The sequence below is a fragment of the Blautia sp. 1033sp1_1033st1_G9_1033SCRN_220408 genome (assembly GCF_040929965.1).
Classification (GTDB): Bacteria; Bacillota; Clostridia; order Lachnospirales; family Lachnospiraceae; genus Blautia_A; species Blautia_A ammoniilytica.
Genome location: NZ_JBFKZO010000006.1, coordinates 110,662 through 131,046, shown reverse-complemented (window position 1 = coordinate 131,046; position 20,385 = coordinate 110,662). Strand labels below are relative to the sequence as shown.

Here is a 20,385-nt window from a genome sequence, read left to right as displayed (position 1 = left end):
ATACATATTTTCAGAAAAAACAACCAAAAATACTGAAGTCAAACCAATGTATACTGGACAAATTTAACAATGCAACACTGCGAATGAAGAAAGAACCTTGATAGGTATGCAAATTTTTTGCCCACGCCTGATGGAGCTGAAAGCGCAGGAAACAGAAATACAATTGGCATTTTTTACAGTTTATTTATCTAAAAGTAGAAATAGTGCAATTTTTGCAGGATATTATACAAGAAATACATGACAATATATCGTATTATTGATAAGATGATTACAGTGTCAAAAGGGCTGATCCCACCTGTGCTTGCACAAGGGTGGGAGAATGATTTTGGAGATAGTATGTGAGGAGAAAAATATGGCAGTTGAAAGAAAAACACTAACGCAATTATCTATACCGATATGCTTGGAAACTTTGTTATATATGCTTTCTGGTATGGTGGATACACTTATGTTATCGTCTGTCAGTGATCAGGCGGTGGGAGCAGTGGGAACAGCAAATACATATATAGGCGTTTTTATCATTATGTTTGGAGTAATATCATCGGGTATGATAGCTGTTATGTCACAAAATATTGGAGCAGAAAGGCCTGGGATCGCATATCAGGCCAGACAGCTTGGACTGATATTTAATGCAGTGATAGGTATCCTGATGTCTATTGTTCTTGCTGCTTTTTCTGGCAATATACTTAGAATCGTAAGTATTGCCCCGGCTTTGCTTGAGCCGGCGGAAACATACCTTAAAATTGTTGGAGGTGCATGTTTTTTAAATGCGCTTATTCCTATTTTTGCCAGCTATTTGAGAGTGTTTGGATATACAAAGCATTCATTAATAGGAACTATTGTTGGAAATGTTCTTAATTTAATACTGAACTCAGTATTCTTGTTTATATTTAACTGGGGAGTTATGGGAGTTGCTGTTGCCACAGTTATTTCAAGGGTTGTCAATCTTATTATTGTAGCGATTATGGGAGCTGTACTTATAAAAGCAAAGCAGAATCCTCAGCGTATTGCACCACGAAGGATACTTGCGCAGATTGTTAAGATAGGTTTTCCTTCTGCTTTTGAAACAGCACTTTATAATGTGGCACTGACATTCATCGTGCGTTTTATGAATCAGATGGATGCCAATGGAATGAATGTTACAGCTCGTTCATATACTCTGCAGATTTCAAACTTTTCGTATTGTGTAGGTGCTGCACTTGCACAGGCGAATGCGATTATGACCGGCTGGAGAATTGGAGCAAAGGAGTTTGAAGATTGCGACAGGGGTACGAGAAAAGCTGTGTTCTATGGCCTTGTAACAGCCGCCTGCTTTTCTGTCACATTTGCACTGTCCGGACATTTTATAGTGCATTTATTTACAAATGATACACAAATGATAAATCTTGTGGTAAAGTTGTTAATAGTAGACATATTCCTTGAATTTGGAAGGGTGACAAATCTTGTATACGGACAGGCGTTAAAAACCAGCGGAGATGCACTTTTTCCTGTTATAATGGGGGCAATTTTTATGTATCTGTTTGCTGTTGGCGGGACATACTTTCTCGGAATACATATGGGACTTCTGGCGGTAGGATCCTATATTGCCATGGCAGCAGATGAATGTGCCAGAGCCGTTGGAATGGCACTTAGATGGAAGAGTGGAAAATGGAAAAGTAAGAGTCTTGTATAACCTTAGGAGAGATTATGTACTTTGAATTAAAGGAAAACAAACCACATGGTACAAAGGACGATCCATTTAGTATATATCATATGAGGAATGGGGGCAGGTCATTTCAGGTACCGGTGCATTGGCATGATGAATTTGAAATTGTATATGTAAAAAGTGGCCTTCTGACTGTAAGTATATCAGGTGAGAACTATATAGGAAAACCTGGGGATGCCTTTGTAGTGTCACCGGGCAATCTGCATTTTATGGGTTCACAGGCTGGTGCTGTGAATTATTTTACTTTTCTTTTTCCGTTAAAATATATATCCTTTCGTACAGATGATATGTTAGATGAGCGATTGCTTGAGCCATTAAACAGCGGTCATCTGATGATAACTCCAAGAGTGAAAGATACGGTAAAAGAACTATGCCAGCAGTTAATTGAGATATATGTGACAGAAAATGATGAAAGTCAGTCAAAAATAACTGCTCAGATCAAAACAAAAATAGTTCTTTTACAAATCATCCTTGAAATGTGGAAACAGGGATTTATAGTTGAAAATGATACCAGCGGCAGAAATACTATAGAAAAAGAGATGGTTTCGTATATACAGCAGAATTTTACAGGGAAGATATTGTTAAGGGAATTTGGGGCACAGTTTCATCTTTCAGAAAAATATATATCCCGGTATTTTAAGGAACATTTTCATATTACCCTTTCACAATATGTGACATATTTACGATTAGAGCATGCAAAACAGCTGCTGCAAGACACGGATATTTCTGTTACAGAGGCAGCCTTGCAAAGTGGTTATCAGAATGTAAGTTATTTTATCAGAAGTTTCAAAAAAGCATACGGAGTGTCGCCGTTAAAATATAGAAAAAATTAATGAGGACGGTCACTGGGATAAGCTTGATGTATATATGAAGGAGACAAAAATAATGATCAGAAAAGCAGAAGAAAGAGACATTCCAAGGATTATTGAATTACTGGGACAGGTGTTACAAATTCATGCCGATATAAGGCCTGATATTTTCATTCCAGGCACAACAAAATATACGGTAGACGAATTGAAAGAGCTTTTGAAAAACAAAGAGAATCCAATCTATGTTGCAGTGAACAAGGCAGATGTTTGTGTAGGTTATGCATTTTGCCAACTACGGGAACAGCCATTTTCAAATAATATGGTGCCGTTTAAGTCTCTTTTTATTGATGATCTATGTGTTGATCGACAGGAGCGAGGTCAGCATATCGGAGAAAGTCTGTTTAACTATGTAAAAAACGAAGCGAAGCGGCTGGGCTGCTATGAAGTGACATTAAATGTATGGGCAGGAAATACTTCAGCAGAAAAATTTTATGAAAAAATGGGAATGAAAACAAAAGAAAGACAGATGGAATATATTTTATCCGATTGATGTACGATCCGAAACTGGATGGAGATTACAACAAGGTCAGTGCTTACGGTCACTTCGGTAAGGCTGGTTTTCCTTCCTAGAAAAGAAAGGCTCACCTTTCGGCAAGCCTTTCCTACACGTAAGCGATATTCTGCGCTTTGCAGCACCCCGTCGTTTGCGGAAGCTAAACATACACGTTCATCATATTCTAGCCGTGATGACCGACAAGCCATTGGCTCATTTATAGTATACTCAATAATCGACGAAAATGCCACGATTTGAAAAAGTATTTTTTACTATGGCAACCAGGTGTTACTGTTCATAGCAATCTTATTTACTATGTAAATGTTATTTCACAGTTACTTTGCAAGTCTGTTTTTTGGAGCCACTCTGAACGGTAATAGTGACAGTTCCCTTCTTAATACCTTTCACAACACCTTTGGAAGTGACTGTAGCAATCTTTTTGTTGGAAGTTTTGTAGGTAACTTTTTTATCACTGTTCTTCGGAGTAACGGAAGCCTTGATAGTAAAAGTCTTTCCTTTTTTCACTGTTTTGGAAGACGGTACACCACTGAGTTTTGTGGTTTTCACTTTTTTCACTTTCACTGTCACAGTTGCCTTTTTGCTACCTGATTTTACGGTGATCTTGGCAGTTCCTGCAGCTTTTGCAGTGATCACACCTTTGCTGCTGACTGTGGCAATCTTAGTGTTGGATGATCTGTAAGTTACCTTTTCCTGGCTGGTGATCGGATCCAGGCCTGGTTTCAGGGTGTATGTTTTTCCTTTGGATACGTTCACTGATTTTTTCAGACCAGTGATGTAATTTGTTTTTACAGTTCCACTCTGGACGGTAATCTGGACATCTGCTGCCAGTCCGCTGGATAATTCTATATGAACCAGAGTCTTCCCGGATTTCTTTCCTGCTGTAAGCTTAAACGTTCCTTTTTTGCTAACATCGGAAACTTTAACGATACTGGTGTTTTGGGATGTTACACTCTTTAGATAATCACTGGAGTTCATTTCTGTAACCCTGACTCCTGTAGTGGACTGACCATATTTCAGAGTTGCTTTGTGGGCGTTAATAATAAGTGTATATGTTACCTGTCTATAAGATTTTTGTAATCCGCAAAATTCACAGCGTACTTCTTTATATACCACTTGATATTTTCTAATTGAATACGTTTTTTCACCGTGTGGTGCATAGATGCTTCCACCTCCAGGTTCTGTAACCTCAATCCATTTATGATCTGTTCTTGGAATACGAAGTTCTTTATCCGGATCAGTTACTTCCTGGCTACCTTTTTCATCAAGGAAAATTTTTCCACACATTGCACATTGATAATAATCTTTCCGACCTTCACCATAGCATGTTGCCTTATGTCCCTGACATAATCTCAGATCATGGTTATTATTCTTCGGAATAATCAAATCTTCTTCTGTAACCTCCTGTGTTCCCTTTTCATCGAGAAAAATCTTATCACAATTATCACAGCGGTAACAATCTTTTTCTCCCTCTATTTCACAGGTTGCCTCATGTCCCTGACATAATCTCAGATCATGGTTATTATTCTTCGGAATAATCAAATCTTCCTGAGTAACCTCCTGTGTTCCCTTTTCATCAAGAAAATACTTTCCACAATTATCGCAACGATAGTAACCTTTCCTGCCTTCACCATAACAGGTTGCCTCGTCTCCTTCTTCAAAATACATATCATGCCCTATTGCAGGAATCACAACATCTTCTATTTCATATGTACCATCAGAATATTCAAAATTCTTACCACAGGAATTGCAGTGCCAGTGGTAGCGGATTCCTGTTTCTGTACAGGTAGGATATGCTTCATCTACCAGTACCAGATCATGAGAGATAATTTCTGTCTCAATCTGATCCAATGCCATAGTTCCTTCTTCATTGCTGAAGTTTGTATTACATGTATCACAATGCCAGTATTCTACATTTCCCTTTGCAAGACAGGTGGCAGCTACAGCAGGTACACGTGTCAACTTGTCTGCTATATTATGGAATGTAAAGTCGTTTTTCCTTGCATATGTTTCAGTGGTGGAACCAGCTTTTCCTATAAGAACAATATTGTCATATTTGGTATTGTCGCTTTTATATCCAATAGCTCTCGTTGCCAGCTCCACGTCAGTGCCTGGGATGTAAACACTTCTCAGATTTGTACAATTTTTAAATGCATCTGTGTCAACGGTCTGCATTTTTTCCGGAAGGCTTATATTTGCCAAATCACAGCCATTAAACGCCCCATATCCTATAGAAGTGAGATTCTGAGGGAAATTAATACTCTTTATATTACAAGATTGGAAAGCATACTCATCAATTTCATTTATATTATCTGGTAGCTCTATACTTTCCAGTGCAAAACAATTCCAGAATGCATTTTTACCAATCTTTTTCAAACTGTCTGGTAGTGTAACATTTTTCAGGCTATTGCACCATTCAAACGTTTCTTCTTTTAATTCAGTGATATTTGCTTTAATTACAACTGTATTAAGAGAATAACAATTCACAAATTCCCCACTTCCAAGATCTGTTACCGACTCAGGAATTGTAATTGTTTTTAAATTAGTAGATGCAAATGCTCCATTTCCGATTTTTGTTACACTTTCTGGAATCTCTATAGTTGTAATCTCTGTGTCATAAAATGATCCATTTCCAATATTTTGCAATCCTGTGGGCAATTTAAACTCTGTTATTCCTGTTCCAGAAAATGCAGAATCTCCGATACTGGTAAGTCCCTCTGGTAAAGCAATTTCCGTCAGAGCATTACATCCGGCAAACGCACTATCTCCAATTTCTTTTACACTGGCAGGAATCTCAAATTCACTGAATCTTTTGCAATTATTAAACATTCCATTGCTGATCTTCTCAATATTAGATGGTAGTTTTGCACTTCGGAGATTTTCACAACCAGAAAATACATTGTTACCAATATTGGTAAAATTTTCTGGAAGAGTAATCGTTTTTAATCCGGAGCCACGAAAAGCATAATCACCGATACTTGTAATATGTGAAAAATCAAAACTGGTAAGATTGCTACAACTCCTGAATGCCTCTGCCTCAATACGAGTACTATTTGTTGGCAATACAATATCCGACAAACTAGTACAATTTGAGAATGCTCTAACTCCAATACTAGTTAATTTTTCTGGCAAATTTATGTTTTTCAAACTACTACACTGTAAAAATGCATTCTGCCCTATACTAGTAAGTCCCTCTGGTAAATTTATATTGCTCAGACTCGTACAACATGAAAATACTTCCTGCTCTATACTGGTAAGTTCCTCTGGTAAATATACTGTAGTAAGGTTATTGCAATACATAAACGTTTCAATTCCTAGATTTGTCAAACTCTTTGGCAATGAAACAGTAACAAGTTCCCCATCTTGTGCGAACATACCATAACTATATATAGATGTTATTCCTTCTTCAATTATAATCGATTTAATATCATTTCTATAGCTAAAAAAGCCCTTTATCGCCCCGGTACCCTCAATATACAATGTTCCATCTGCATACAGTTTATAAGTTGCATCATCACCGCAGGAACCATTTTCTACAGGTTCTCCTTTTTCATCCTCCCCAACAGCAGCATTCTCCTCATCGGAAAATGCACTTACTTCACATTCAGATTCGTTTTCTCCATTCTGTGTCTCTACACTGACTTCTTCGTCAGAACTGCCATCTCCGAAATCATCTGTGTCTTCCTCTACATCTGTTTCCTGATCTTCTGGCTCTGACTCTTCTGATGAACCAACCTCATCAGTTTCTTCTGCTGATATCTGAATATCGTCCATGGCATATGCCATGGATGATGGCATCGCTGTACCTGACAGAATCATGACAGCTGACATCAGCATTGCAATTTTCTTCTTCCCCATAAAAATCCCCTTTCTGCTTTTATTTGGTTATTTTCTCTATTACGCAGGTGTGTACTTTTGTTTTCTTATCATAGTTAATACCAGCCAGTAAAAGATTACCATGATAATCCTTCAGGGCATCTGTGTATTTTTTCTCTTTGATTTGGGAAATTGCACCTTCAGCACTCTGATCCCATTTCAGCTCAATCACCGCTGCCGGTTTATCTGTGTGAATCTTTCTCGGAATCAGGCAGATATCTGCAAATCCCTTTCCTGTTGGTAATTCCCGTACAATGGTATAATATTCTCTTGCAAAATAAAATGCCAGATTAATCGTGCAGCTCAGAGAATTTTCGTCATTATACTGTAAAACAGAAATTTCCCTGTGCGCCTGGTCTATCCCCTTAGCCACCTGAGCTCCATCCTGATTCCAAAGTGCTTCCAGTAATTTTCTGGAATTTTCTACAGAATGAATGACTTCATGCCAGTCCATAGTGCTGATGGCATTTACATATTCCAGTGAAACCTCTTTATTTGGGATGGATACTGTCTCATTGTCACTGTCATAGGTAAGATATCCCAGATGAGTCAGCAACGTGAGCACATCATCCTTTGTAGCAAAAGTAGTCATATCATTACTGAATGTTCCGGTATTGATTCTCACACTGTCACCTGCCAGCATTCGGATTATGGAATCTTTCAGACCATCCATGTTCATCTGAATATAGATTTTCAGTGCTTCATAGGTTTCCGTCTGATTCCAGTAGGTGCCGAATTTGTGTTTCAACATAGCTTCCACTACAGATTTGGGGCTGTACATGGAATATAGTTTATCTCCAAACCGACTGTGTGTCCGAAGCCCATAACCATCATACCAAGTTTTTGTTTCCTCAAAATTCATATTGTACTCTGTGCAGAGTGTCTGAACTTCCTCTTCTGTGAATCCAAAATATTTCGCCATTTCTCCCGGATCTGTCATGGAATATTCTATAAACATATTTAATGCAGAATGTGAACCATATTTTTTGATTGGAAGAATTCCAGTCATATAAGCCAGTCCTACATAAGCCTGATCCTTCAGCCATGCACGAAGAAAATCAAGATATTTTTTCTGAGCATCTTTATCATTCTGATATTCCCGGAACATGCAGTCCCATTCATCTACAAGTATTACAAAAGGACGGTTCGTCTGTGCAAAAATATCTTTCATCATAAAAATAAGATTCTCTTCATCCTCATAACCTGTATATTCTCTTTTCAATTCTCTGATAACTTTTGTCTGTAACATTGACAGCATCTCATCCATACTGTGTGTTGCACTCAGAAATTCCTGCATATTCACACGAATTACATCATATTGATTCAGATGTTCTTTGTAACTTTCTTCCTGACTGATCTTGAGATTTTTGAATAATCCTTCTGAATCCACACTTCTGTCGTAATAGGCAGCAAGCATATTGGCAGCCATAGACTTACCGAAACGTCTTGGTCTGCTGACACAGATATACTTCTGCTCTGACCAGAAGAGATCATTGGTTCTGGCAATCAGAAGGCTTTTGTCCACATAGATTTTTGATCTTAAACTTCCTCTGTATAATATATTTCCAGGATTCAGATAACTTCCCATAAATATCCCCTTTATAAAATATATCTTTCCAAAAGACACTTGGCCATTATTTGATCACTACAGCGATTTTCTTTTTGATTTTTCCGGACCTTACGGTTATGGTTGTTTTTCCTGTTTTTTTGCCAGCTGTGATTTTACCGGAACTGCTGACCTTCGCAATGGAGGTATTATTTGACTTCCAGGATTTTACTTTAAAGCCAGAAGACGGACTTGTATTCAATATCTCCTGGAATCCATCCATTACCGTCAAATCTGTATTTCTGGAAAAATACATACATGGTATAAGTAGATGCATTAGTAACGCCTTTGGCAGAACCAATCTTCCAGGTTCTATTCTTTGCATGTTCCGTTGGAGTTTTAGATGTACTCCAGTAAAGAGTTTCGTATTTTTCATCTCCTGCCACAGGCTTGACGATCTCTGTGCCTGCACCAATTGCCTTAAAAGAATAAAATTTGTTTGGATAAAATTTCAGTGGTTTTTTTGTTTTGGCCTTATCAGCTTTATAGGCATTCTTCACATCAGCGGAACTGGTATCTGCCTTGGTAATCGTATAATAATAAAAGAACGGATGATTGGCAGAAAGCATAAACTGTACAGTGTTGTGGTCTGTCCAGGTAACACCACTGATACTCGGCAGGAAAAGCGCTTCCTTGAGACAGCTGACATATCCGTCCGGCCACTGGAAATATACCCAAAGATCCGTGAACTTGTCATAATTCTTGAAAATTACAGGTTTCTTTGTGTTGGCAGCAACCTTGTTGGTTGCCTTGCTCTTGTCGAATTTGGATTTACTGTTTTTTCGTCTATTCCAATCTGGAATGCAGCTACATAATAGGTAAATTCCTTTGTTCCCATAATGTTAAAGGTTACTGATCTCTCACTGGGATTGTATTTCGGAACGCCAACCTCGCCTGTTCCCTTTTCGGATCCCACTGGTTCATCAGTAAAATCATCTGATGGTGTTGGTGTCACGGAAACTTCTGGTGTTTCTGGTTCTGGTGTCACTGTGGGGTCTGGTTCCCCTGGTACTGGAGTAACTATGGGTTCAGGGAATGCTTCTTCTCCTGGTGTCGGCGTCACAGAGGGACTTGGTGTTGAAATATTTTCTGAAAACTCTGAAATACTGTCTCCCTGAACTTCTGTTTCATTTCTTTCCTCTACAACTTCCTCCCTGCAAAATCTGTAACATCTGCTGCCAAAACTCCTGCCGGCACACTGCTTCCCATCATCGTAGTCGCCAGTAACATGATCATTACTTTTTTCCTCATAAAAATCCCCGTCTCTTCATAAAAAAATAGTTTCGCAATAAGATATCTCTTACGAGTATTCTACCATAAAACTATTTTAACGTAAACCATATATGAAACTGTCTTTTTTTATTTAGGTCTACCAGGTTACTGTTCAGGGGTATGCATAAGTCATTGTAAAAAATGACGAAATTTATTTTTTTATTTTGTGGATAATCATTTTCAGCTGGAAAAACTGTGTTTACAGTTTTTCCGGCTGTTCTTTTTGTGAAAAGTTATACACCAGATTCTGGTTTTGAGACCCCTTTCTTGAACTCACAAGACCCGCTTTAGTACTTTTTTTATCATAAAACAAAATAGTTATCCACAGTCAGATTAACGAAAGGGGGATTTCTGGTAATTCGCTTTTTTTCCATGCTTTTGTTATACTCTTGTTAACAAAAAATAAGAGAGGTTTCTTCATGGACATTGATTTAAGAGAAGAACTTAAGAAACGCGATGAACTTCTTGCTGGTTATCTCAAACAGATTGAGATCCAGGAGGAATTTATCCAGAAACAAAAAGAATTAATCGAATATCTGGAAGATCATATTTCTAAGATCACAGACATAATCAGCGGCGTTTGATTAATAACTGTGCTGGGGGAAATGTATGCCTGACGCGTATGATTACATCACACTTATGTGCCGGCTGAAAGCCGCACAGGCCAGAAATAAAGAACTGGAATCCGGCGAAAGATATATCCAGCTGAATGAATTCCATCAAAAGGAATGCAGGGTTTATGAACATAAGATCCGAAAACTGGAAGCTGCGATAGCAGATGCACATAAAGAGACAATCCGTGTACGTAACTACTGGTTTCAGGTTCTGGAAGACATGCTTTTGGAGTTTGAGGCTATGCAGAAAAAGGCAGCCCAGGAACTTCAGGAGATGGAGAAGCGAGCCCTTGTTGCTGAAAAACAAAGAGATGATGCACTGGATAAGGTAAAAGAACTCCGGCTTCAGTTTTACGAAACAGCTGCCAGACTGGAAGAAGAACAGGGAAAGAATCTGAAATTCCGTGCACAGATAAACCGGGATTATGAAAACTCATCGATTCCTTCCTCAAAGACCATTAAGCGTAAAAAGATCACAAACAGCAGGGAAAAATCAGGTAGAAAGCCAGGCGGTCAACCCGGTCATAAAGGACACAGCCGAAAGAAACATGAGCCTACACATCCTATAATATTTCTTTCTCCACCAGAAGCGGTAACTGAAGACTGTGCTTTTAAAAAGACTGGAAAAACGATCATAAAACAGCTGATAAACATCCGTATGATACTGGATGTGACGGAATATCATGCAGATGTTTATTATAACAGTAAAACGGGCGAACGTATACATGCTGCATTTCCGGATGGTGTTGTTGATGATGTAAACTACGATGGCAGCATTCGTGCATTTTTGTTTCTCCTGAACAATGACTGTTGTACTTTAATTGATAAGAGCAGAAAGTTCCTGTCAGATCTGACAGGTGGAAAATTAAACATTTCTAAAAGAATGGTAAGTAAACTCAGCAAAGAGTTTGCTTTAAAAACTGAGCCTGAGCGCAGGTCTGTTTGTGCAGATATGCTGCTTTCTCCAGTTATGCATACAGACTGTACAAATGCCAGAGAGAACTGAAAAAGCTGTTATGTATATGTCTGTGCAACACCTGACGGAAAAGCTCTTTATTTTGCGCGCAGAAAAAAGGGTCACGAAGGTGTAAAAGGAACTGTTACTGAGGATTATCAGGGGATCCTTGTCCATGATCATGATATCACCTTCTACAACTATGGAGAAGATCATCAGGAATGTCTTGCACATGTGCTGAGATACCTGAAATCCAGCATCGAAAATGAACCGGATCGAACCTGGAACAAAAAGATGCATTCATTGATACAGGAAATGATCCACTTTCGAAATAAGTCCCAGGTGCCATATACCCCAGAGACGGAAAAATCTTCCGAGTTTGAAAAACAATACCTGAAGATACTGGAAATTGGACGAAAGGAATACGAGAACATTCCAGCAAACACTTATTATAGAGAAGGATATAATTTATTCCTGAGAATGGAGAAATACATGCGGAATCATCTGCTGTTTTTGCATGATCTCCGGATACCTGTTACTAATAACGAAGCGGAAAGGCTTCTGAAGAATTATAAGCGGAAACAGGCGCAGGCCGTAACATTTAGGAGTTTCGAAAGTATCGATTATTTCTGTCAATGCATGAGCATGCTTATTTTGATGCGGCTAGAAGAACCAGAGAATATATTTGACAGAGTGTCCAGAATATTTGGATAAGAAAACCGATGGCTTTGACTGTTATTAGTCTACCCCATCGGCTTTCGCATGTCCAGCTAACCTCTGAACAGCAACAACCAGGTTATTATTTTACTTAATTCTGAATTTCTGCAAGTGTTTTTTTGAACTGACCTGCAAATAAAACAGATGTAAAGGTTACTGCGATCAGATCAGCAATAGGCTCGGCCATATATACGCCTGCAGTTGGATTGGATACAACATGAGGCATGATATAGATAAGCGGAAGCAATAGTACAAATTTGCGGACAACGGCAACAATAATAGAGCAGACTGCTTTACCAAGTGAGGTAAATGTCATCTGGCACGCAATCTGGATACCAAACAGGAACAGCGAACCCAGATAGATCTTTAACATTGGTGCAGTAAAATCAATAAGACTTGCATCAGCAGTAAAAATACTTACAAATAATCTTGGGGCAAGCTGTACGGATGCCCAGAGTAATGCAGCATATGCGGAACAGGTAATCAACAGTAAACGGAAAGTTTTCTTTACCCTGTCTGCATTTTTTGCTCCGTAATTGTAACTGGAAATAGGCTGTGCTCCTTGTGCGATTCCCTGAAGAGGAAGCATAGCAAATTGCATAACGCTGGTTAAGATCGTCATTGCTCCCACGGCAATATCGCCTCCATAACGGAGCAGGGATGAATTAAAACAAACGGTTACAACACTTTCGCTTGCCTGCATGATGAATGGAGCAAGTCCAAGTGCAACGCAAGGGAGAATGACCTTTGGCACAAGGCGCATGTATTTTTTCCTAAGATGGAGCTGTGTCTTTTTACCACAAAGAAACAAGATGATCCAAAGCGTAGAAACTGCCTGTGATATTACAGTTGCCAGGGCTGCACCTTTTACCCCCATGTGGAAGGCAAAGATAAATACAGGATCTAAAACAATATTGCAAATAGCACCGATCAGAACGGAAACCATCGAAATGGTTGTGAATCCCTGGGCAGTAATAAAGGCGTTCATACCAAGAGTCAGCTGAACAAACAGTGTACCGAAGGCATAGATACGCATGTAATTGGATGCATAGCTGATGGTATTTTCACTGGCACCAAAGGCCAGCAATATATCTTTGCCCCAGAACAGTAAAACAGCAGTCAGGATAAAGGAAACGATGATCTGGAGAAAGAAGCAGCTGCCTAATATTTTCTCCGCTGATTGGTTGTCCTGTTTTCCCATGTAAATAGATGCTCTTGGTGCACCACCGGAGCTGACCAGTGCTGCAAAAGCAGATACGATCATGATGATTGGCATACAGACGCCTACACCGGTAAGAGCCAGACTGCCATCACCAGGGATGTGTCCGATATAGATTCGGTCGACGATGTTATAAAGCATATTGATAAGTTGGGCAATTACTGTGGGAATAGACAGTTTGAGAAGAAGCTTTCCAATAGGTTCTGTACCTAGAAAATTTTTATTATTTTGCATGGGCAATATCTCCTTTTTGTGTTTTGTGTTATTCATTTAGAAGTATTCTTTTAACATTATTCATTGAGCATCTGGCGAGTATTCGCGGCCATAGATTCGGTGATTTCCTTGAAAATATTCATATATTTTTGGGGGATATCCAGGGTAAGCTTCTGGTTAAAATCTTGCTGCATTTCCAGGCCGGCCTTGAGAATTGGCTGGGCTTTTTCCGTGCAGGAGAGCAGAACTTTGCGCCTGTCTCCGGCTACAGTTCCCCGTTGCAGATAACCGGCAGTTACCAGTTTCTCAACATGGACAGATACTAAGTTCTTTTTTATGTTCCGAAATTCACTTATTTGCTGAGCTGTACATAAATCCGGATTATTATTCAGAAACATCAAAATATCAAAAGATACCTGTGGAATATCAAATTCGTGAAGAATAGGTTCGCACATTTTATTGTAAGCGTTTAATGCATCGTGAAAAAAAGTTATGAATGCTGAGGAACGCATATATGCTGCACCTCCTTACCTTATATGGTATTTATTTGAACTGTATTAAATAATACGATGCACAGGTAAGAAAGTCAAGACCAATGTCCTGTGGATATTCTTCCTGTGATACGGAATATGTGTGATGCACTGAAAGACAACGGTGTGATTTATACATCTTTCAAGTACGGTGAGTTTGAGGGGAAGTTGCAGAAGTGGTTTATGGAACTCTGATGACTTTCAGGCTGATTGATGATATAATCGATAATCATAGCGAGGTGCTATTACCTACAATCAAGTGGAACTCTGGGGGATCTTGCTAAAGATTCCCCTATATTTTTGAAATGTTTTTTAAAAGTAATTTCTTATGAATAGTATCAGAAGATAACAGACGAACAGCATTTACGAAGCAGATAGGAGCTGATATGGAACCGCGATATTCAATCTTATATTTCAAAGAAGAACTACTCCTGTATCATGATAAAATCAGGACATATTTACTGAATGGAATAAAGGTATTCTGGTTTGGCGAAACCCATGATTGTGAAGCTTTGCGAAAAGAGTTTCCTGGATTTGTAAAAGGATTATTTTTGCAGACCTATGATATTAGCAGTTTTGAAGGCTGGGCATCAATACCATCATCTAAAGTGGTTGATGGTATTGGCTTGGATACTGACTACAGAGCTTTGTTTGAATGGTTTGAGAATAACATATATTCATTTAATACAGCACAGTACCGGGTTGAACATTGTGATAAAGCATCTAACATTGTGGTAAAGGCTTCTGCAGGAACAGGAAAAACTACAGTTATGATCGACAGGATCCTGTATTTAATGCATATGGTTCCTGATCTGAATATGTCTGAGATATATATGATCACCTTTACCAACGAAGCAACCAATCAGATGAATGATAAGCTACAGGAGAAGCTATTAAGCAAGTATTCCCTGACAAAGAATAAAAAGTATTTGTCATGGCTGGAACAGCAGTCACAGATGCATATCAGCACCATTGACAGCCTTGCTTATGATCTTTTCAGGCGATTTGGTACAGGGGTAGGATTTGGCCGTGATTTACAGATTCAACCCATGGAAAAAGAACGAAAAGATTTGATCAAGGATCTTCTTTCTGATTGCCTTAACGAACAAAAATCAATTGATGCACAGATTGGCATGACATATTCGGAGGCGAGTCGTCTGATAGACAGTTATTGGCGGGAACTGACCAGAAAAGGATATACGATCGATCAGATCCTGGAAAAGGATTGGGGTAATGCGGATCAAAATCAGGTAGTCGCAAATTTCCAGAAGATCTTATGTGTTGTATTAAAGCAATTCGAGGAAAAATACAGACAGTTAAAACTGGATGCCAATGCTATTTCCATTAATGACTTGTTTTTTGATTTTGGCCATTATTTATTAGATAAGCGGCTGGATTGTAATGGCTTGGATATGAGATATCTTTTTGTTGATGAGTTTCAGGATACAGATGCAACCCAGATACGCACCTTTGCAAATCTTGCGAGGACAATTGGTACAAGATTATTTGTGGTTGGGGATGTTAAACAGAGTATTTATGCATTTAAAGGCGCTACGGATCAGGCGTTTGACATTCTTGAGTGGGAGATGAAGGGAACGCTTCGTTATTACAGCCTGAGAAATAACTATAGAACATGCTCTAACATAATGAAGATCATGGAGAAGTATTTCTTTGCATGGTCACAGGAAGGCTTGCTGCGATATGAAGAATCTGTACGGCCTTTTAAGAAGGATGTCGGAGAAGTGCATATGGAGATGGTCTATAAAAAAAGTGAAATACCTTCGCAAACCATGAATGTTATTAATCAGGCACTTCAGGATCTTGAACTGGATGTCAGGTCAGGCAAAAAGAAGATTTCTGAACAGACAAAAGTGGCAGTTATTGTGAGAGGTAACAGAAAAGCAGCAGAGATTGCCAATCTTTGTCGGGCAAACGGAAAGAGTGTTGTATTAAATTCGGACAAACCGTTTTTTCTGTCGCAAGCAGTCCGGGATTTTTATGCAATGATCAGCTCCCATATTTTCGTGGATCAGCCTGTATATACATATAATTATCTGATGACGCCATATGCTGATTATGATAGCATGATTTCCGTTACAGAGATGGAGCAGCTTAAAGGGAATCAGAAGGCGTTGAATGAATATCTTCAGAATTACACTGTTCATACAAACTGGCATAAGTATCAAAAGGAATTTCGCATCAGACCGGTACTTTCTGTGATCAGGGAGATTGTGGAAAATGAGCGTGTGATCGAAAATTATATCGCACTTGATAAAGTCCGTATGCATGGCGGGGATTGGACGGAGGCCAGGAAAAACAGACAGGCTCTTATTGATGCCAAAAGCTATCAGATGAATCTTGATAAGCTTATGGAGATGATACAGCAGAGAATGGATGGGGAATTTGCTACATTATATGACCTTTATACATATTTGACCTTAATGATCTCTACTAACCGGGAAGAAATAGAACCGGATATAGAAATGGCTGATGATTATACCAGTGTTTATATTATGACAGTCCATAAGTCAAAGGGACTGGAATATGATACGGTTATAATGCCGGCTATGAATGGAAGCTTAATTCCCCATGAACAAACTACCATTTTAATGAATGAAGAAAAAGCTGCATGGTATTACAAAAGAAACTTTTCGGAGCATATGAATAGTGTTTGGTACGATGAGCTGCGTAAAGATGCAGTACGAAAAGGTATGGCAGAAGAAACGAGAATGCTTTATGTAGCTATGACCAGGGCTGTAAATAAATTAATTCTTTTGGTCAATGACTGGGACTCTTATGAAAGCTGGTCTTCACTGATCAGAAAGGTAGGATTGATCGATGAGTAACAGGGTCTATACATATGTGAAAATAACAGAATTGAAAAAAGCATCCTTCTTTTCCCAGATTGCAGCACTGCCTCAACTGACGATGTCTTTGGAAATGGACAGGAGCATGGCTTTTGATATGCGTATTTTTCAACGCAACATAATGGGATTCTCCGGCTTTTTACAAAGACTATTTCCAGGCTGGAATACCAGTGGACAAAGATTTGCTTATATTACGGTGCTGAACCATTTTCTCAGGGATAAGATCCGTTCTGCAAAAGACAAATCTGAGAGAGACTGGTTATTTGGATGCAAAAAGAATCTTTATTTTGCAATAAATAACGTGATTCGTTTAGAGGAAGCAAGGGTTCGTCCGGAAGATATCCAGGATCTATCCAGGGATGTCCGTCTGTTTGTAGAGATGTGGAAGAAGCTTGAGAATGCAGATGATTCGATCCATAACTTCAGGAACAGATTAGTAGAATTGCAGGATGCAGACGTCTTTTCAGATGCTGTAAATAAAATATTTAAGTTTCATGGAAGAAAACAGATCGTATGGCATGGCTTTCAGTTTCTCATGCCTATACAGCAGTATGTGTTTGACTGCTTTGGGCATGCAGGATATGATATCTACGCATTGATTCAGGATGAAGGACAATATCCGTATGCCAATCAGATCTGGGAGTATTTGTATGATCATAAGAACGGATTTCCTGAAAAGAAAATGTGGATCAGACAGGATGCGGATATAAAGATAAATCCGTTGGGTGAGATTTTTGAAACAGGTGAAAAGACCAGTGCGTCCAATATAAGCATTATTAAATATAATAATACAGTTGAATTTATAGAAGACATTCCGCGTATCAAAGAAGCAGGGTATTATATTTATTGTGCAGATGATAGGGCTGCGAATAATATGCTGAAGGATTATTATCCTGAACAGTATGAAACAAGAAATCTGTTGTCATATCCAATTGGCCAGTTTGTATATGCACTGCATCGTATGTGGGATGAAGACCTTCAAGGCATTGTATTAAGCCAGAATGGACTGCGAAAGTGTTTTGCTTCAGGATGGCTTTCTTCTAATGGTAAAAGCAGCGTGAATTTTACAGAAGATTTAGAGAGGCTGCTGCCATATTTTGAAGGGTGTTATACAGTGGACGAATGGAAGGCTCGTCTGGATACTTTTACAGATGCCTGTCATAACGCAGTGGATGTTTTTACAGTTCAGGCAGATGATCCGGAGGACAAAAGGAAACAAGAGGATTTAGGCAATCCACTTCGCTATTTTAGTGCATTTTCCATAAATGAAAGCCACATTGCAGAAGTGATGGATATTATTGATCAGCTGATAAGGATGGCTAAGGCTTTATTTGGAGGAAATGAGCCGGTTTCTATACATGAACATATGAATAAACTGGATGGTATGCTTTATATGCACAAAGGTATGCCTAAGGAACTATACCTGGAAGAACGTGAAAAGGTAAAACAAATATTTGAAGCATTGGAAAGTGAGAAGGTCAGGGATTTTCTGTGCTACCCGGGTGATCTGGCAGCAGCACTGCTGTCTTTCATGGGCGGCAGGACAGATGATGAAGAACAGAGCCATGCAGGACTTCAGACGCTTGTGTTTAATATTTTTCAGGTTGAAGCGGCACCGATTGCTGCAAAAGAGAAAGTGCATATATGCCTGGCAGACATTTCCAGACTGCCCGGTGCAGCCGGAAAGTATGGTTGGCCGCTGGATGAGGACGTACTTTTAACAATTGCTGAGTGTAACAAGAATACTTATCTTAACAATTGGATTAAAAATAACAGGTTGACCCCATTGTCAAATCGATATTACTTATACACTGCACTTAAAAATAAAGATGTGGAAATTTCATGGATACAAAAACAGGGCGAAAAGCTATACTCGCCGTCGCCATACATTATATTACTTGATAAATTGAGTGATACACAAATCCGGGGAACAGATGCCCGTTTACAGGAGCTGCCATATGTAGCCGGTATTTATCCGCATAAGCATCTGGATTGTTCCTTTGATATTCGAGATAATGAAAAAATGTATGAGCATGATGCGAAATTGGTTTACTCGTTATGTCCGATGCGTTTTGTATATGAATACGTGCTTGGAGACAGCTCCGCTTACAGAAGTGAATATCAGCAGAACAGGGCGATTGTCCGGCTGATTCAGATATTCAGTAAGCTGCTGAAGGGAAAGTATACCATCGACCAGATTGCCGGGCAGGTTTTTGAAATATTTCCAAACATCAGGAAAGCAGAAAAACGTCAGATGAGGGATGATGCTGCAAGGTGGCCGGTTATGGAACCGGATGATGCTTACACTGCATATAAGGATAAAAATTATACAAACTACCGTTTGAATCTTATATTCCTGGATGAAAGAATTTATGAACAGGCCAGGAAAAATGCGGCTATGCTGATGAGTCAGGAGGGACGCAGGGGGATTTTTTATGACCGTGGGCAGCAGACTGGATCAAGAAACTGTGAATTTTGCCCGCATTCTGTTTATTGTATGAGTGCATTATATGGTATAGATTATAAGGGTGAACAGGGATGATAGAAAAACAATTTTGGATCAATGTAAAAGAGGCATGGATCGTAGCCGCACAGCCTAAAATTACCAATGTTCATGACGATTCCGAAGGAGCAACAGATTTCTCTGTACCAGACGATTCTGAGGATATGGAAGTGTCATTTGATGACATTGATTTTGACAGATCTGTAGAGTCTGTAATCAGTGGCGGTGACTTTGTTATGAAAGATAGACAGGATCATGTGGCAGTAAAAGAACAAACAGTGGCACCATCCAGACCAGCGCTTGATACTGCAGCTTTTGAACAGAAGATGGGACAGCGGACATTACAGGGGTATGCAGAAGCCGCCAGGCTTTTACTGCACTGTGAGCTGCCGGAGGAAATAAATGGATTATATGAGGAACTGATTTTAAGACTGCCAGTTCTGCAGGATGCAGTTACAAAGTTTGAAGGAGTGTATCAGACAGATCTGGATCAGTTTTATGATTATTATATTCCGGAAACATTACAGCTGACATCTGCATATCTGGAGTACCTGGACGCAGGCATCGGAGAAGACATTGTGAATGAGACCGAGAAAGAGATTCTTGATGCCTTAAAACAGCTTCTTATTGCAGTAAACGATAAAGTAGATGAGATCTATAAATTTGCATCAATCGAAATCAAAGCAAAAGCAAAGGCACTTGAAAGCCTGATGAGTCAGGATGGATATGTGGATCCTAAGTTCAAACTTTGAAAAAATGCATTTTCGTCTTAGTGTGTGGATTACACCGCAAAAGATCCTTGCAAAAAGATATGGAATACGATAAAAACAGAAATGATTCCTATTTTTGCATTGACTTTTATTTCAAATTGTATATAATAATAAATAAGAATCATTCCTGAAAAGTAACGTGATCATAAATATTATAAGGG

At 39.0% G+C, this 20,385-nt stretch carries 15 protein-coding genes and 1 pseudogene; 9 read left to right on the top strand and 7 right to left on the bottom strand.

Annotated features, from left to right (window positions below):
* The first annotated feature begins 352 nt into the window (after window positions 1-352).
* The 3 genes from AB5916_RS06770 to AB5916_RS06760 are packed head-to-tail and all read left to right on the top strand — an operon-like array spanning window position 353 to window position 3,061.
* Complete coding sequence (locus AB5916_RS06770; RefSeq protein WP_368189900.1) at window positions 353-1,669, top strand: MATE family efflux transporter; 1,317 nt, start codon at window positions 353-355, stop codon at window positions 1,667-1,669.
* Between the two features lie 14 nt (window positions 1,670-1,683).
* Window positions 1,684-2,535, top strand: coding sequence for a helix-turn-helix domain-containing protein (locus tag AB5916_RS06765; protein WP_368189899.1), 852 nt, complete (start codon window positions 1,684-1,686; stop codon window positions 2,533-2,535).
* A gap of 49 nt (window positions 2,536-2,584) precedes the next feature.
* Window positions 2,585-3,061, top strand: a complete 477-nt coding sequence (locus tag AB5916_RS06760) for an N-acetyltransferase family protein (RefSeq protein WP_368189951.1) — start codon at window positions 2,585-2,587, stop codon at window positions 3,059-3,061.
* Between the two features lie 327 nt (window positions 3,062-3,388).
* On the opposite strand, the gene AB5916_RS06755 is transcribed toward AB5916_RS06760, so the two are convergent.
* The 5 genes from AB5916_RS06755 to AB5916_RS06735 form a co-directional block, all read right to left on the bottom strand.
* A complete protein-coding gene (locus AB5916_RS06755; protein ID WP_368189897.1) occupies window positions 3,389-6,940 on the bottom strand; it encodes a leucine-rich repeat protein in 3,552 nt (1,183 codons plus the stop codon).
* A gap of 19 nt (window positions 6,941-6,959) precedes the next feature.
* Window positions 6,960-8,546, bottom strand: a complete 1,587-nt coding sequence (locus AB5916_RS06750; RefSeq protein WP_368189895.1) for an AAA family ATPase — start codon at window positions 8,544-8,546, stop codon at window positions 6,960-6,962.
* A gap of 46 nt (window positions 8,547-8,592) precedes the next feature.
* The gene (locus tag AB5916_RS06745) at window positions 8,593-8,787 is read right to left on the bottom strand and encodes an Ig-like domain-containing protein (RefSeq protein ID WP_368189893.1); all 195 of its coding nucleotides are present in this window, start codon (window positions 8,785-8,787) and stop codon (window positions 8,593-8,595) included.
* Window positions 8,738-9,133: a hypothetical protein gene (locus tag AB5916_RS06740; protein ID WP_368189892.1), complete on the bottom strand. Its 396-nt coding sequence runs from the start codon at window positions 9,131-9,133 to the stop codon at window positions 8,738-8,740. Before AB5916_RS06740 ends, AB5916_RS06745 begins: the two co-directional genes overlap by 50 nt.
* A gap of 140 nt (window positions 9,134-9,273) precedes the next feature.
* Entirely contained in the window at window positions 9,274-9,627 is a 354-nt protein-coding gene (locus AB5916_RS06735; RefSeq protein WP_368189890.1) for a hypothetical protein, read from the bottom strand.
* A gap of 628 nt (window positions 9,628-10,255) precedes the next feature.
* On the opposite strand from AB5916_RS06735, the gene AB5916_RS06730 reads away from it, so the two are divergent.
* The 3 genes and pseudogenes from AB5916_RS06730 to AB5916_RS06720 form a co-directional block, all read left to right on the top strand.
* The gene (locus AB5916_RS06730) at window positions 10,256-10,420 is read left to right on the top strand and encodes a hypothetical protein (RefSeq protein WP_368189888.1); all 165 of its coding nucleotides are present in this window, start codon (window positions 10,256-10,258) and stop codon (window positions 10,418-10,420) included.
* Between the two features lie 25 nt (window positions 10,421-10,445).
* Window positions 10,446-11,456 carry a hypothetical protein gene (locus tag AB5916_RS06725; RefSeq protein WP_368189886.1) on the top strand — a complete coding sequence of 337 codons (1,011 nt, stop codon included), beginning with the start codon at window positions 10,446-10,448 and terminating at the stop codon, window positions 11,454-11,456.
* A gap of 15 nt (window positions 11,457-11,471) precedes the next feature.
* Window positions 11,472-12,119 (top strand): annotated as a pseudogene (locus AB5916_RS06720) (transposase); the annotation flags it as partial.
* Between the two features lie 94 nt (window positions 12,120-12,213).
* Here AB5916_RS06720 and AB5916_RS06715 read toward each other — a convergent pair.
* Together AB5916_RS06715 and AB5916_RS06710 are read right to left on the bottom strand one after the other, a co-directional pair.
* Window positions 12,214-13,575 (bottom strand): MATE family efflux transporter, encoded by a 1,362-nt coding sequence (locus tag AB5916_RS06715; protein WP_368189884.1) that lies wholly within the window; start codon window positions 13,573-13,575, stop codon window positions 12,214-12,216.
* 56 nt (window positions 13,576-13,631) lie between these two features.
* Window positions 13,632-14,066, bottom strand: a complete 435-nt coding sequence (locus AB5916_RS06710) for a MarR family winged helix-turn-helix transcriptional regulator (RefSeq protein ID WP_158422619.1) — start codon at window positions 14,064-14,066, stop codon at window positions 13,632-13,634.
* Between the two features lie 404 nt (window positions 14,067-14,470).
* On the opposite strand from AB5916_RS06710, the gene AB5916_RS06705 reads away from it, so the two are divergent.
* Genes AB5916_RS06705 through AB5916_RS06695 form a run of 3 tightly spaced genes read left to right on the top strand, consistent with a single transcriptional unit; the run spans window position 14,471 to window position 20,206 of the window.
* On the top strand, window positions 14,471-16,930 hold the full coding sequence (locus AB5916_RS06705; protein WP_368189882.1) for a UvrD-helicase domain-containing protein: 2,460 nt from the start codon (window positions 14,471-14,473) through the stop codon (window positions 16,928-16,930).
* Complete coding sequence (locus tag AB5916_RS06700) at window positions 16,923-19,493, top strand: hypothetical protein (protein WP_368189881.1); 2,571 nt, start codon at window positions 16,923-16,925, stop codon at window positions 19,491-19,493. Before AB5916_RS06705 ends, AB5916_RS06700 begins: the two co-directional genes overlap by 8 nt.
* Complete coding sequence (locus AB5916_RS06695; protein WP_368189880.1) at window positions 19,490-20,206, top strand: hypothetical protein; 717 nt, start codon at window positions 19,490-19,492, stop codon at window positions 20,204-20,206. The genes AB5916_RS06700 and AB5916_RS06695 overlap by 4 nt, the downstream gene beginning before the upstream one ends.
* Window positions 20,207-20,385 lie beyond the last annotated feature (179 nt).